Consider the following 14554-nt stretch of genomic DNA (forward strand, 5'->3'; position numbering starts at 1 on the left):
GCTGGACGGGCCCGCGGCCGACGGGGAGCTGCAAAGCCCGGGGCCCGGCGCCACTTTGACGGCGCCGGGCCCCTTCCGTACGACCCGCCGTCCGCGAATACCCGCACCGGGTGCCGGAGCCTCCTACTGTGAGCTCCCCTGATCTGGCCGAGATGACCGGAAATCTCGCTTTCTTCCGTCCGGAGGAGATCCATGCGCACCCTCTCTCCCGTCAAAGGCATCCTCGCCGCGGCAGCCTGTGCGATGGCGCTGCTGCCCGCCGGAGCGGCCCGGGCCGACAGCGGTACGCCGCCGCCCCCCTCGGCAACGGCCGGCGACGTGACGGTCACCGCCGCCTCCCCCGAAGGCGGCCCGTCGAGCCGCGCCGCCCGGCCCGCGCGGGTGTGACAAGACGCGCGCCGAATCGGCTCGATCGGCCACATCATGCGCGGGTCGGGCCCTTCACAGCGCCGACGCCATCCGGCGCACCGCCTCCGTCAGGATCTCGGGGGAGGTCGCCAGATTCAGCCGTACGTGCCCCGCTCCTCCGGTGCCGAAGGCCGGACCGGAGTTGAGGGCCACCCGGCCGCGCTGCAGGAAGGCCGCGGCCGGATCGTCGCCCAGTCCCAGCGCACGGCAGTCGAGCCAGGCCAGAAAGGTGGCCTGCGGCGGCCGGTAGCCGACCCCGGGCAGGTGGTGAGCCAGCAGCTCACCCAGCAGCCGACGGTTCTCGTCCAGCCCGGCCAGCAGGCGCTCCAGCCAGTCGGTCGCGTGCCGTAGCGCCGCCGTGTGGGCGATGACGCCCAGGTGGCTGGGGCCATGACCGACCTCCTCCGGCATGGCGGCCAGTTCGCCGGCCGCCGCGGCGCCGGCGACGGCCAGCCCCGCCTTGAGCCCGGCCAGGTTCCATGCCTTGGAGGCGGACAGCAGACAGAAGGCGTTCTCGCTCCCCGGCACCGAGAGGTACGGCACGTGCCGGGCGCCCGGCAGCGCCAACGGAGCGTGGATCTCGTCCACGACCACGCGGACGCCGTACGCGGCAGCGAGCGCGGCGACAGCGGCCAGCTCCTGAACGGTGTGCACCGTGCCCGTGGGATTGTGCGGGCTGCACAGCAGATAGGCGGCGCGGCGCCCGCCCTCGGCGGCCCGGGCGAACGCGGGTTCGAGGGCCTCCGGATCGAGCCGCCCCGCCTGGTCGAGCGGGGCCCTCAGGACGCGGCGGTCCAGGTGCGAGACGAACTGGTAGAAGGGCGGGTAGACGGGCGGATTGACCACTACCGCGTCGCCCGGGCCGGTCACCAGCTTGAGTACCTCGACGATGCCGAGCATCACATCGGGGACGATCGCAGTGCGCGCTGCCGGGACCTCCCAGCCCCAGCGGCGCCGCGCGAAGCCGTCCCAGGCGTCCGCGTAGCCGGTACCCACCGGGTAGCCGGTGTCGCCCAGCCGCACCGCCTCGCCTATCGCCTCGGCGACCGGCCCCGCCAGGTGTACATCCATCTCCGCCACCCACAGGGGCAGCACATCGGGGTCGTAGGTGCGCCATTTCATGCTCGTACGGAGGCGCAGTTCCTCCAGGGTCGGCCAGCGCAGGGGGTTGGACAACTTCAGCTCCTTCCGGTCGTCGTGCAGTCCGGTGGGCGGGAAGCCGGGCCGGGTGGTGCGGCGTAGGTCACGGGGGCGGGGTGGCGGGCCCGGTACGGGTGACTATGAGGCATCATTCCGGCCATGGGGATAGTCGCCGGACTGGACAGTTCAGCCGAGTACACAAGCATCGTCGTCTGTGACGGGGAAACAGGCGCGGTCGTCAGGCACGGCCACGCCGAGCACCCGGCCGAGCGCGACGACCCGCAGTCATGGCTGCTCTCCCTCGGTACGGCGGCCGGCGGCGGGCAGCTCGCCGAGGTGCAGGCGATCGGCGTCTCCGCGCAGCAGCAGGGCCTCCTCGCACTGGACGGCACCGGGTCGCCGGTCGGGCCCGCGCTGCTCGGCAACGACCAGCGGGTGCAGACGGCGGCGGCCGACCTGATGGACGCACTCGGCGGGCGCGAGGCGTGGGCACAGGCCGTCGGTACCGTCCCGCAGGCCGCGCACCCGGTCTCCAAGCTGCGCTGGCTGGCCCGCGAGCAGCCGGACGCGGCGCGGCAGGTCACCGAGATCATGCAGCCGCACGACTGGCTGGTCTGGCAGTTGCTGGGCCGCCCGGCACGGCGGATCACCGACCGCGGGGACGCGTCGGGCACCGGCTACTGGTCGGCGGCGACCGAGTCGTACCGGCCCGATCTGGTGGAGCTGGCGCTCGGCCACCAGGTGGGGCTCCCCGAGGTGATCGGCCCGGCGCAGCCCGCCGGGCACACCCCCGAGGGGCTGCTGATCTCCGCCGGTACGGGCCAGACGATGGCCGCCGCCTTCGGGCTCGGTGTCGGCCTCGGCGACGTGGTGATCTCGCTCGGCGCCACCGGCTCCGTGTGCGCCGTCCACCACGAGGCGCTCGTCGACCCCTCCGGCACCATCACCTCCTACGCCGATGCGACCGGGCTGCACTTGCCGGTGGTGCGTACGCTCAATGCGACGCGCGTGCTGCGCGGCGCCGCCGGCATGCTCGGCACCGACCTGGAGGGCCTCTCCGAGCTGGCGCTGACCTCCACCCCCGGGTCCTCGGGGCTGGTGCTGCTGCCGTATCTGGAGGGCGAGCAGACGCCGCAGCTGCCGCATACGGCGGGCTCGCTGCACGGGCTGCGGCGCGAAAGCATGAAGCCCGAATTCCTGGCGCGGGCGGCCGTCGAGGGGATGCTGTGCGGGCTGGCGGACGCGCTGGAGGTGCTGCGGAGCCGCGGGGTGTCCGTACGGCGGGTCTTTCTGCTGGGCCAGGCCGCGGGGCTGGCCGCCGTCCGGGACGCGGCGCCCGCGCTGCTGGACGCGCAGATCGTGGTGCCCGAGCCCGCCGACTACGCCGCGATCGGCGCTGCCCGGCAGGCGGCATGGGCGCTCTCAGGCTCCGGCTATCCGCCCCAGTGGCCCGCCGCGGCCTGCCAGGTGTTCGAGGCGGGCGAGGACTTGGCCGTCGGCCAGGCGGTGCGGCAGCAGTACGTGACCGTGCGCGAGGAGATGTACCCGGGCGCCTTGGCCCGGACGTATCAGGGGGCCGTGCCCGCGTAGCCCGGTCCCTTTGCCGGGACTTGGCCCTGGAAGCACCGGAAACAAACGAAAAGACGGGGCGGGACCGAGGCGCACACTTGTACGCTCTTTCCCTTCCCCCTCATTGCGTTCACCCTCACTGATCGACCGAGGAAATCCGTGTGCTGATCCGCCTCCTTCGCGTCCGGCTGCGCCAGTACCAGCGGCCGATCGCACTGCTCGTGCTGTTGCAACTCATACAGACGAGCGCAACGCTCTATCTGCCCACGCTCAACGCCGACATCATCGACAACGGTGTCGTACGCGGCGACACCGGTTACATACTGCGCTTCGGCAGCCTCATGCTGGCCGTCTCCGTGGTGCAGGTGGTCTGCAACATCGGCGCCGTCTATCTGGGTGCGCGTACTGCCGCAGCGGTCGGCCGTGACATCCGGGCGGGCGTCTTCGACCGGGTGCAGTCGTTCTCGGCCCGCGAAGTCGGCCAGTTCGGCGCACCCTCTCTGATCACCCGCACCACCAACGATGTGCAGCAGGTGCAGATGGTCACGCTGATGGCCTTCACGCTGCTGGTCTCGGCGCCGATCATGTGCTTCGGCGGTATCTTCATGGCGCTCGGCCAGGATGTGCCGCTCTCCACCGTGCTGCTGGGCGTGGTGCCGGTGCTCGGCATCGCCGTCGCGCTGATCGTGCGCCGGATGCGGCCACTGTTCCGGTCCATGCAGCAGCGGCTGGACAACGTCAACCGCATCCTGCGCGAGCAGATCACCGGTGTCCGCGTCATCCGCGCCTTCGTCAAGGACGACTACGAGCGCCGCCGCTTCCACGAGGCCAACACCGAGCTTTCCGATGTGCAGCTGCGCACCGGGCAGTTGATGGCGCTGATGTTCCCCGTCGTGATGACCGTGGTGAACGTCTCCAGCGTCGTCGTGGTCTGGTTCGGGGCGCACCGCATCAGCAGCGGTGACATGGAGATCGGCTCGCTGACCGCTTTTCTCGCCTATCTGATGCAGATCGTGATGGCCGTGATGATGGCCACTTTCATGTTCATGATGGTGCCCCGCGCGGAGGTGTGCGCGGAGCGCATCCAGGAGGTGCTGGAGACCGACTCCAGCGTCGTACCGCCCACCGCACCGGTCACCGCGCTGCGCCGGCATGGCCATCTGGAGCTGCGTGGCGCCGGATTCGGCTACCCCGGCGCCGAGGCGCCGGTGCTGCACGGCATCGACCTGGTGGCGCGGCCCGGCGAGACCACTGCCGTGATCGGCTCCACGGGCAGCGGCAAGACGACGCTGCTGGGCCTGGTGCCGCGGCTGTTCGACGCGACAGAGGGCCAGGTGCTGGTGGACGGCGAGGACGTACGCACCCTGGACCCGGAACTGCTGGCGAGCACTGTGGGCCTCGTACCGCAGCGTCCGTATCTCTTCTCCGGGACGGTCGCCACGAATCTGCGCTACGGCCGGCCGGACGCGACCGACGAGGAGCTGTGGAAGGCCCTCGAGACCGCCCAGGCCAAGGACTTCGTGGAAGAGATGGAAGGCGGTCTGGACGCACCGATCGCCCAGGGCGGCAGCAACGTCTCCGGCGGGCAGCGGCAGCGACTGGCCATCGCCCGGCTGCTGGTGCACCGGCCGGAGATCTATCTGTTCGACGACTCGTTCTCCGCACTTGACTACGCGACCGACGCGGCACTGCGGGCAGCGCTCGCCCGGGAGACCTCGGACGCGACGGTCGTCATCGTCGCCCAGCGCGTGGCGACCATCCGGAACGCCGACCGCATTCTCGTCCTGGACGAGGGCCGCGCCGTGGGCATGGGCCGGCACCACGAACTGATGGAGAGCAACGAGACGTACCGGGAGATCGTGCTTTCTCAGTTGACCGAAAGTGAGGCCGTGAGCGACGCGCGCACAACCGCCCGGCTGCAGACAGCAGCGATAGCCGCACCTCTGCGTTGTGCGGGCGGAGAAGCGAACGAAAAGGGCACAGCATGAGTGGGCCCGGGGGAATGGCCGGGGCGCCGCCGCCACGGCGGTCCATGGACTTCAAGGGGTCGGGCAAGCGACTGCTGCGGCAGTTCCGGCCGGAGCGCGGCCGGCTGCTGCTGATGCTGGCCGTACTCGTCGTCAGCGTCGGGCTGAGCGTCGTCAGCCCGAAGATCCTCGGGCATGCCACGGATCTGGTCTTCGGCGGCTTCATCGGGCAGAAGCTGCCTGACGGGCTCACCAGGGAGCAGGCGCTGGAGGGCCTGCGGCAGCGCGGGGACGGCGGCACCGCGGACATGCTCTCCGGGATGGATTTCACACCGGGCCAGGGCATCGACTTCGGCGCCGTGGGCGTGGTGCTGCTGGTGGTCGTCGCCGTCTACGCCGCAGCCGGGCTGCTGATGCTGTGGGCGGGGCGCATATCCTCCCGCGTCATCACCCGCACCGTCTTCAGACTGCGGGAGCGGGTGGAGGCCAAGCTGGGACGGCTGCCGCTGTCCTATCTGGACGGGCAGTCGCGCGGCGAGGTGCTCTCGCGGGTCACCAACGACATCGACAATCTGGGCCAGACGCTCCAGCAGACCATGGGCCAGCTCATCAACTCGCTGCTGACGATCGTCGGTGTGCTGGGCGTGATGTTCTGGATCTCACCGCTGCTGGCACTGGTCGCGCTGGTGACGGTGCCGTTGTCGGCACTGGTCGCCACCCGGGTGGGCAAGCGCGCACAGCCGCAGTTCGTCGACCAGTGGAAGTCGACCGGCGCGCTGAACGCGCACGTCGAGGAGATGTACACCGGGCATGCGCTGGTGAAGGTCTTCGGACGGCAGCAGGAGTCGGCCGAGGTCTTCGCCGAGCAGAACGGAAAGCTCTACGAGGCCGGATTCAAGGCCCAGTTCATCAGCGGGATCATGCAGCCCGCGATGATGTTCGTCGGCAACCTCAACTACGTCCTGGTGGCGGTCGTCGGCGGGCTGCGGGTGGCTTCGGGGGCGCTGTCCATCGGTGACGTACAGGCGTTCGTGCAGTACTCGCGGCAGTTCAGCCAGCCGCTCACCCAGGTCGCCTCGATGGCCAACCTCGTCCAGTCCGGGGTGGCCTCGGCCGAGCGGGTCTTCGAGATCCTCGACGCCGAGGAACAGTCCCCCGACCCCGACGAGGCACACGCCGAGCGGCCGTCCGAACCGCGTGGCCGGGTGGAGCTGAAGAACGTCTCGTTCCGCTACGCCGAGGACAAACCGCTGATCGAAAACCTGTCGCTGGCGGTCGAACCCGGCCAGACGGTGGCGATCGTCGGTCCCACAGGCGCCGGCAAGACCACCCTGGTCAATCTGCTGCTGCGGTTCTACGAGGTACGCGACGGCCGCATACTGCTGGACGGTACGGACATCGCGGCGATGTCCCGGGAGGAACTGCGCGCCGGTATCGGCATGGTGCTCCAGGACACCTGGCTGTTCGGCGGCACCATCGCGGAGAACATCGCGTACGGGGCCCAGGGGGCCACCCGCGAACAGGTGGAGGAAGCCGCACGGGCCGCCCACGCAGACCGGTTCATCCGCACCCTGCCGGAGGGCTACGACACGGTGCTGGACGCCGAGGGCGACAGCGTCAGCGCGGGTGAGAAGCAGCTGATCACCATCGCCCGCGCCTTCCTCTCGGACCCGGTGATCCTGGTGCTGGACGAGGCGACCAGCTCCGTCGACACCCGTACCGAGGTGCTGATCCAGCGCGCGATGGAGCGGCTGGCCTCGGACCGCACCAGCTTCGTGATCGCCCACCGTCTCTCCACCATCCGGGACGCGGACGTGATCCTGGTGATGGAGAACGGCTCCATCGTCGAACAGGGCACCCACGAAAGCCTGCTGTCCGCGGGGGGCGCCTACGCGCGGCTGTACCAGTCGCAGTTCGCGGCGGCGGTGGCGGAGGTGGACTGAGAACAGCCACCCCTCCCGCCGGGCACCCTCCCCCGCCGCGACGGCGAGAACCGGCGACGAGGCGACCGGCGGTACCGAACCGGCCGTGACCTACGACAACACGCCCCGCGGGCCACGGCCGGAACGGAAGAGCCGAAGCTCAGCCACCCAGCTTGTCGGCGGCCGCCTGGATGTCCTTCGCGAACGTGCTGACCTCCGTGTACACGCCGGGCTTGCCCGGCCGCGCGCAGCCGTCGCCCCAGCTCACGATGCCGACCTGCACCCACTCACCGGCGTCGTCCTTGCGGAACATCGGCCCGCCGGAGTCACCCTGGCAGGAGTCGACACCACCGGTGTCCATCTTCCCGGCGCACAGCTCCTCGTCCTCGACGAGGTTGGAGTACGCGGTCTTGCAGGTGGCGTCGTCCACGAACGGCACCTCGGCCTTGAGCAGATACCGCTGCTGCTCGCCGCCCTCCTTGTCGGCGCCCCACCCGGCGATGGTGAAGTCGCCCTTGTTGAGGGAAGCGGCCTTGGCCATGGGCAGGGTCGGCTGGTCGATGGGCTTGTCCAGCTTGATGAGGGCCCAGTCCTTGCCCGTGCCGTTGTAGCCGGGCGCCTGGACGACCTCGGTGGACTTGGCCGTCTTGGCGGCCGGGTCCTCCAGGTCGACGACCCCGCCGGTGGCGGTGATGCTGGTGTCGGGGCCGCTGCCGTCCACACAGTGGGCGGCGGTCAGCACGATGTCCTTGGCGAGCAGCGAGCCGCCGCAGCCCATGGACAGCCGCACCATGAAGGGGAATTCGCCCTGCTCCGCCTTGGTGCCGCCGACGATGGTGGCGCTCGGGTCACCGCCGCCGGGGCCGTCGGTCGGCATCGCGGAGGCGACCGAGGGGCTGAGGCTGAAGGCGGCGAGCGCGACGGCACCGACGGCGGTGACTCTCTTGAGGTGCTTCGCGGTGTGTATCCCGGTGTGCTTCAACGGGCTTCCTCTCGTGGGGGGTTGCTTGCGAACCCGCACCGCCCGCCCGTGTTTGCGCAGATCATGCTCATGCCAATCGGCAGGACAGCATGCGCCGCAAGACATCCTGTCGGCGGGGGCCGGTCCGCGAAATACTGCCGCGATTATGGAGAGGGCCAGAACACGCTGACAAGAGCGCCTCGTTCGGCCGGCATCGATCGCTATCGGTCAAGCATCAGTCCAAATAGCCCCGAAGTTGGTCGGCGAAGGCGTGATCCCGCAGCTTGGTGAGGGTCTTGGACTCGATCTGCCGGATCCGCTCCCGGGTGACGCCGAAGAGCCGACCGATCTCCTCAAGTGTGCGCGGCCTGCCGTCGATCAGCCCGTACCGCAGCTGCACCACCTTGCGTTCGCGCTCGCCGAGGGTGGAGAGCACCGCCTCCAGATGCTCGCGCAGCAGCAGGAAAGCAGCCGACTCGACCGGGGAGGGCGCGTCGCCGTCCTCGATGAGGTCGCCGAGGTTGACGTCGTCCTCCTCGCCCACCGGCGCGTGCAGCGACACCGGTTCCTGGGCGAGCCGCAGCACCTCGCTCACCCGCTCCTCCGACAGGTCGAGCTGCGCTCCGACCTCCTCGGCCGTGGGCTCGTAGCCGCGCTCCTGGAGCATCCGGCGCTGCACCCGCACCACCCGGTTGATCAGCTCGACGACATGCACCGGGACGCGGATGGTCCGGGCCTGGTCGGCCAGCGCGCGGGACATCGCCTGACGGATCCACCAGGTCGCGTACGTGGAGAACTTGTAGCCGCGTGCGTAGTCGAACTTCTCCACCGCGCGGATCAGCCCCAGGTTGCCCTCCTGGACAAGGTCGAGCATGGTCAGGCCGCGGCCCACATAGCGTTTGGCGACCGAGACCACCAGCCGCAGGTTCGCCTCTATGAGCCGGCGCTTGGCGACCCTTCCCCGCACCACGAGCCGGTCGAGGTCGAGCGCGAGCTGTCCGTCCAGGCTGGGCGTGCCCGCCAGCTTCTCCTCCGCGAACAGTCCCGCCTCCACGCTGCGGGCCAGTTCCACCTCCTCGGCGGCGGTCAGCAGGGGGATACGGCCGATCTCGCGCAGGTACTGGCGGAAGAGATCCGCCGAGGGGCCGGTTGCGGACAGCTCCCGCTGCGGCGCGACCGGCTCGGGCTCCGCCTCGGCCTCGGGCGCATCGCCTTGCGGCGGCACGGTCCCGGACGGCTCGGTCCGGGCAGGGGGCGCCTGGGCCGGGGCCTCGGCCAGGGCGCCGTCCGGCACATCGGCGGCCGGTACGGGCACGGGCACCTCGAAGGCGGGCTGTTCCGGGTGTTGCCCCGGGCGCGCGGGGGGCGCCGACGGCGCAGGACCCGGGGCCAGGGGAGCGGTCGGGGCGGCGAGAAGCGCCGCTTTCAGGGTCCGGGTCTGCACGGGGGCGACCTCCAGTGTGATCGCTGCCGGTTCGGGGGCGGCGTGCGTGACGGGGACGGCTGCGGCCGGGCCGCGCTCCATCCCGTACGAAACGTGCGGATCCGCGGGGGACTTTGGCCCGTTGTGGCCAGCACCGCCCCGCTCCGAGGACTCAGGCACCGCCCACCAGTGTGGGGTAAGACACATGTCCGCCACGAGAGGCGTGCGAGCGGTTTTTCCATGAATCGGTGACGGGTTGCGCACACACCGACACGGTGGGGTGGGGTATCGCTGTCTGGCACCTGCTCTGTGCCGGGGTCCGGACAGGGGGTCTGGGCAGGGGCTGCCCCTTGCCGTTTCGCCGCAGGCCGCGAGTGATTGACCGGCTTGTCGCGCAGTTCCCCGCGCCCCTGCGGGGCGCGCCGCTCGGCGCGGCGTCAGAGTGCCGCCGCGCCCCGCTCGCGCAGCGCGACGTCGTACTGCAGCAGCGTCCACCTCTCCTGACGCACTGCTCCCGACTGCTCGTACTCCTGGCGGGCCTCCAACCGCATGGCCACGCTCTCCAGTTCGGTGATGCGGGCGTTGACGGCGGCGCGGCGTACGGCGACCAGATGCTCGCCCGCGTACGCCTCGTCGACCTCGCGGTTGCGGGCGCTGCGCAGCGGTTCGACGGCCAGCTCGGTGATCAGCGAGCGCACCGCGTCGTCCGGCGCCGCGTCCCGGACCCGGCCCAGATAGCCGCTGTCCCCAATCCCGGCCTCGGCGCCGCCGGCCGCCTCCAGCGCCTGCCGCACCACGGCGTACGGCGGAGCGGTGAACTCGTCGGCCCCGTAGGCGTCGAAGGCGGGCGAGACCAGCTCGGGGCGCTGGAGCGCCAGCTTGAGCAGCTCGCGCTCGACGCGGTGTGCAGGGCTGCGCAGGTTCAGCGCCGGGCCGCGCGGCACGAACGGAGCCTGCACGGCGGGGGATTCGGCGGCGCGGGAGGCGCGGGCCCCCGCGCGCGGGGGCGCCTGGCCGCGCTCGCGCGCCCACCGTGCGAGCTGGGCGACGCGGCGGACGACGAACTCCTCGTCCACGATGCCGAGCAGCCCGGCCAGCCGTACCGCGTAGCCGCGCCGGATGGAGGGGTCCTTGATCTGGGTGACGACCGGCGCGACCTCTTCCAGCGCCGCCGAACGCCCCTCCGCCGTATCGAGGTTGTGCCGGTCCACGATCGAGCGGATGGCGAAGTCGAAGAGCGGGGTGCGGCTCTCCACCACCTTGCCCACCGCCTCGTCGCCCTGCGCCAGACGCAGATCGCACGGGTCCATACCACCCGGCGTCAGCGCGATCCAGGTGCGGGCCGCGAACTTCTGGTCGTCGTCGAAGGCACGCAGCGCCGCCTTCTGACCCGCGGCGTCGCCGTCGAAGGTGAAGACGACCTCCGACTGGGCGTTGTCCATCAGCACCCGGCGGAGGATCTTCACATGCTCCCCGCCGAAGGCGGTGCCGCAGGTGGCGATGGCCGTGGTGACACCGGCCAGATGGCAGGCCATCACGTCCGTGTAGCCCTCCACGACGACGGCGCGGTTGGCCTTGGCGATCTCGCGCTTGGCCAGATCGATGCCGTAGAGGACCTGGGACTTGCGGTAGATGGGCGTCTCCGGGGTGTTGAGGTACTTCGGCCCCTGGTCGTCCTCGCGCAGCTTGCGCGCGCCGAAGCCGACGACGTCCCCGGTGATGTCCCGGATGGGCCACATCAGCCGGCCCCGGAAGCGGTCGATGGGCCGCCCGTTGCGCGCCTCCTGGGCGAGCCCGGAGAGCGTCATCTCCTTGTCGGTGAAGCCCTGCCCGCGCAGATAGCGCACCAGATGGTCCCAGCCGGCCGGGGAGTAGCCGACGCCGAAGTGCCGGGCCGCCTCCTGGTCGAAGCCGCGGTCGGCGAGGAAGCGGCGGCCGATCTCGGCCTCGGGTCCGTCGAGCTGCTCGGCGTAGAACCGGGCCGCGATCTTGTGTGCCTCCACCAGCCGGGTGCGCTCGCCCTGCTGCGAGGCGCGGCCGTAACCGCCCTCCTCGTAGCGCAGCGTGATACCGGCGCGGGCCGCGAGCCGCTCGACGGATTCGGAGAACGACAGGTGGTCGACCTTCATCACGAAGTCGAGCGTGTCCCCGCCCTCCTGGCAGCCGAAGCAGTTACCAGTGAGGATGTTGTCCTCCAGGACAAAGGCATGTCCCTGCTCGACGGTGGCACAGAAGACTTCTTCGACGCGATCCGTCTCCTCAACAGCCTTTACCACCCAGCCCCGCCGGGCAAAACTCTTGCTCGCATCAGTGAATCGCTTGCGGTGCGCAGAGTTGAGGAAAAAATCCTCCTCAAGGTCTTCATTGATGAAGTGCATCCGGAACAGCGAGCTCGGCTCCCGGCCCGGAAATCCTTCCCGGACTTGTTCGGTGACGCCGTACGTGCCGATCCCGAGCCGCGTACAAATTGCACGCACACGCTCCAGCGTCTCGCGCTCGGACGAGTTCAGGCTGACGGTCCCGTCCTTGGAGACATGCCCATCGGCTGCCACATACCCCGCGAGCCAGCCGTAGAGATAGGGCACCGATTCGTCGAGCGGCGGGAGTGACTTGAAGAACCTCGGCAAGTGGTGAACGAGCACCTGATGCTCGTTGTGCGTCTGCACCCTGTTCGCGAAATACTTCAGCAGCTCCGTGTCCTTTACCGGGTCGAGCTGCGCCATGGCTCCGCTGGGGTTCAGCGTGCCGTCGCCGTAGGTGATCCCATGGGCGATGCCGAAAGGCGAGGGCGTCGTCTGTCTGACACGCGAACCGGGAAAGACATACGTGAGCCGGTGCTCCGGCTTGAGCTCCGACGTGACGTATTCGCGGACCTTGTAGCGGCTCTCGCCCGACCGGACAAACCACCGGTGTTCCGGGGTCGCGTAAATGACCTTTTCCTGGTGATTCCGGCCGAGGGTGATCTTCATCAGCCGTTGCACACCAAAGGAACGGAAAGGCGCGTCGTACCAGTTTCCACTACGCGTGAGAACACGGTGGGTACCGCCGGCCAACTCCCGGATCGGCCTGACGCCTTCCCAGGTCAGCACCCGCGTCTCCGCCGCCAAGCAGTGGTAGAGACCCTTGCTCGGGCTCACATGGAAGGAGGGGGACTTCTCATCATGAAACGGGCACAGCCCCTTGAGGTTGCCGCCGCCCGCGTTACGGAGCTGGAGGTACTCCGACACCACGGAGTCGATCGGGACCGCGTCCCTGACCGCCTTCACGTCCTCGTCGTTGATCCTCCCAGCCACGCCCCGAGTCTACGGGCCGCCGCTGACATGGCCGGCCCCTCCCGGGAGGGCCCGCCCCCTCGCGAGGGGGTGCCCTCTCAGGGGCGGGGGATGTTCCGTAGGTTCGACCGTGCCATTTGCACCATCCGCCCCACTCCCCCGTCCAGCACCGTCTTGCCGGCGGAGAGCGCGAAGCCGCTCAGCTGCTCGCGGGTGATCTTCGGCGGGAGGGAGAGCGCGTGCGGGTCGGTCACGATGTCGATCAGTGCGGGCCCCTTGTGCTTGAGCACATCGCGGAGGGCGCTGCGCAGCTGCTTGGGCTTCTCGACGCGGACGGCGTACGCGCCCGCGGCCCGGGCGAGGGCCGCGAAGTCGGGATTGCGGTTGTGCGTACCGTACGCCGGCATGCCGTCGACCATCATCTCCAGCTCGACCATCCCGAGCGAGGAGTTGTTGAACAGCACGACCTTGACCGGCAGGTCGTACTGGACCAGCGTGAGGAACTCCCCCATCAGCATGGCGAAGCCGCCGTCCCCGGACATGGAGACGACCTGGCGGTTCCGGTCGAGGAACTGGGCGCCGACGGCCTGCGGCACGGCGTTGGCCATCGAACCGTGGCTGAACGAGCCGATCACCCGGCGCCGCCCGTTCGGGGTGATGTAGCGGGCCGCCCATACGTTGCACATTCCGGTGTCGACGGTGAAGACGGCGTTGTCGGCCGCCTCCTCGTCCAGCACGGACGCCACGTACTCGGGGTGGATGGGGGTGTGCTTCTCGACGTTACGGGTGTACGCCTTGACGACGCCCTCCAGCGTGTCGGCGTGCCTCTTGAGCATCCGGTCCAGGAACCTGCGGCTCGCCTTGGCCCGGACCCGCGGGGTGAGGCAGCGCAGCGTCTCGCGGACGTCGCCCCAGACGGCGAGGTCGAGGCTGGTGCGGCGGCCGAGGTGCTCGGGGCGTACATCGACCTGGACGATCTTGCAGTTCTTCGGCAGGAACGCGTTGTACGGGAAGTCGGTGCCCAGCAGGATCAGCAGATCGCACTCATGGGTGGCCTCGTAGGCGGCGCCGTAGCCGAGCAGTCCGCTCATGCCGACGTCGTAGGGGTTGTCGTACTGGATCCACTCCTTGCCGCGCAGCGCGTGCCCCACCGGAGCCTTGAGCCGCTCGGCGAACTCCATGACCTCCTCGTGCGCGCCCGCGGTGCCCGCGCCGCAGAACAGGGTGATCTTCTCCGCGTCGTCGATCATGCGCACCAGTGCATCGACCTCCGCGTCCCCGGGGCGCACGGTGGGGCGCGAGGTGACCAGCGCATGTTCGACGGGACTCTCCGGCGCGGGTTCCGAGGCCAGATCTCCGGGGAGCGCGACGACGCTGACGCCCTGCCGGCCGACGGCGTGCTGGATGGCGGTCTGCAGCACCCGGGGCATCTGCTGCTCGCTGGAGATCAGCTCGCTGTAGTGGCTGCACTCGACGAACAGCCGGTCCGGGTGGGTCTCCTGGAAGAAGCTGGTGCCGATCTCGCTGCTGGGGATGTGCGAGGCCAGCGCGAGCACGGGCGCCATCGAGCGGTGCGCGTCGAACAGCCCGTTGATCAGGTGGAGGTTTCCCGGGCCGCAGGAGCCGGCGCACGCGGCGAGCTTTCCGGTGAGCTGCGCCTCGGCGCCGGCCGCGAAGGCAGCCGCCTCCTCGTGCCGGACCTGGATCCAGTCGATGGCCGGGGTACGCCGGATGGCGTCGACGATCGGATTGAGGCTGTCCCCCACCACGCCGTAGAGGCGCTCCACTCCGCAGCGCACCAGGGTGTCGACGAACTGCTCGGCCACCGTCTGCTTCGCCATCGCTCACTCGTCCTTAGCTCGCCGCATGCGGAAGGGCGGCGGTACGGGGCA

At 70.1% G+C, this 14554-nt stretch carries 8 protein-coding genes and 1 pseudogene; 4 read left to right on the forward strand and 5 right to left on the reverse strand.

Features of this window, described 5'->3' with window-relative positions; all coding sequences use genetic code 11:
* Window positions 1-192 precede the first annotated feature (192 nt).
* A complete protein-coding gene (locus ACTWP9_RS24860) occupies window positions 193-387 on the forward strand; it encodes a hypothetical protein (RefSeq protein WP_443248483.1) in 195 nt (64 codons plus the stop codon).
* Between the two features lie 54 nt (window positions 388-441).
* On the opposite strand, the gene ACTWP9_RS24865 is transcribed toward ACTWP9_RS24860, so the two are convergent.
* Entirely contained in the window at window positions 442-1530 is a 1089-nt protein-coding gene (locus tag ACTWP9_RS24865) for a MalY/PatB family protein (protein ID WP_443248575.1), read from the reverse strand.
* Window positions 1531-1707: 177 nt separating this feature from the next.
* On the opposite strand from ACTWP9_RS24865, the gene ACTWP9_RS24870 reads away from it, so the two are divergent.
* From ACTWP9_RS24870 to ACTWP9_RS24880, 3 genes and pseudogenes are all read left to right on the forward strand, one after another.
* The gene (locus ACTWP9_RS24870) at window positions 1708-3138 is read left to right on the forward strand and encodes an FGGY family carbohydrate kinase (RefSeq protein ID WP_443248484.1); all 1431 of its coding nucleotides are present in this window, start codon (window positions 1708-1710) and stop codon (window positions 3136-3138) included.
* A 140-nt stretch (window positions 3139-3278) separates the two neighbouring features.
* Window positions 3279-5006: pseudogene (locus ACTWP9_RS24875) on the forward strand (ABC transporter ATP-binding protein); the annotation flags it as partial.
* A gap of 95 nt (window positions 5007-5101) precedes the next feature.
* Window positions 5102-7027, forward strand: coding sequence for an ABC transporter ATP-binding protein (locus ACTWP9_RS24880; protein WP_443248485.1), 1926 nt, complete (start codon window positions 5102-5104; stop codon window positions 7025-7027).
* A gap of 139 nt (window positions 7028-7166) precedes the next feature.
* On the opposite strand, the gene ACTWP9_RS24885 is transcribed toward ACTWP9_RS24880, so the two are convergent.
* From ACTWP9_RS24885 to ACTWP9_RS24900, 4 genes are all read right to left on the reverse strand, one after another.
* Window positions 7167-7988 (reverse strand): S1 family peptidase, encoded by an 822-nt coding sequence (locus ACTWP9_RS24885; protein WP_443248486.1) that lies wholly within the window; start codon window positions 7986-7988, stop codon window positions 7167-7169.
* A gap of 214 nt (window positions 7989-8202) precedes the next feature.
* Entirely contained in the window at window positions 8203-9492 is a 1290-nt protein-coding gene (locus ACTWP9_RS24890) for an RNA polymerase sigma factor (RefSeq protein ID WP_443248487.1), read from the reverse strand.
* Window positions 9493-9827: 335 nt separating this feature from the next.
* Entirely contained in the window at window positions 9828-12683 is a 2856-nt protein-coding gene (dnaG, locus tag ACTWP9_RS24895) for a DNA primase (protein WP_443248488.1), read from the reverse strand.
* 77 nt (window positions 12684-12760) lie between these two features.
* Window positions 12761-14503, reverse strand: coding sequence for a pyruvate dehydrogenase (locus ACTWP9_RS24900; protein WP_443248489.1), 1743 nt, complete (start codon window positions 14501-14503; stop codon window positions 12761-12763).
* Between the last annotated feature and the right edge of the window lie 51 nt (window positions 14504-14554).

Source organism: Streptomyces sp. 3N207 (assembly GCF_052246355.1).
GTDB lineage: Bacteria > Actinomycetota > Actinomycetes > Streptomycetales > Streptomycetaceae > Streptomyces.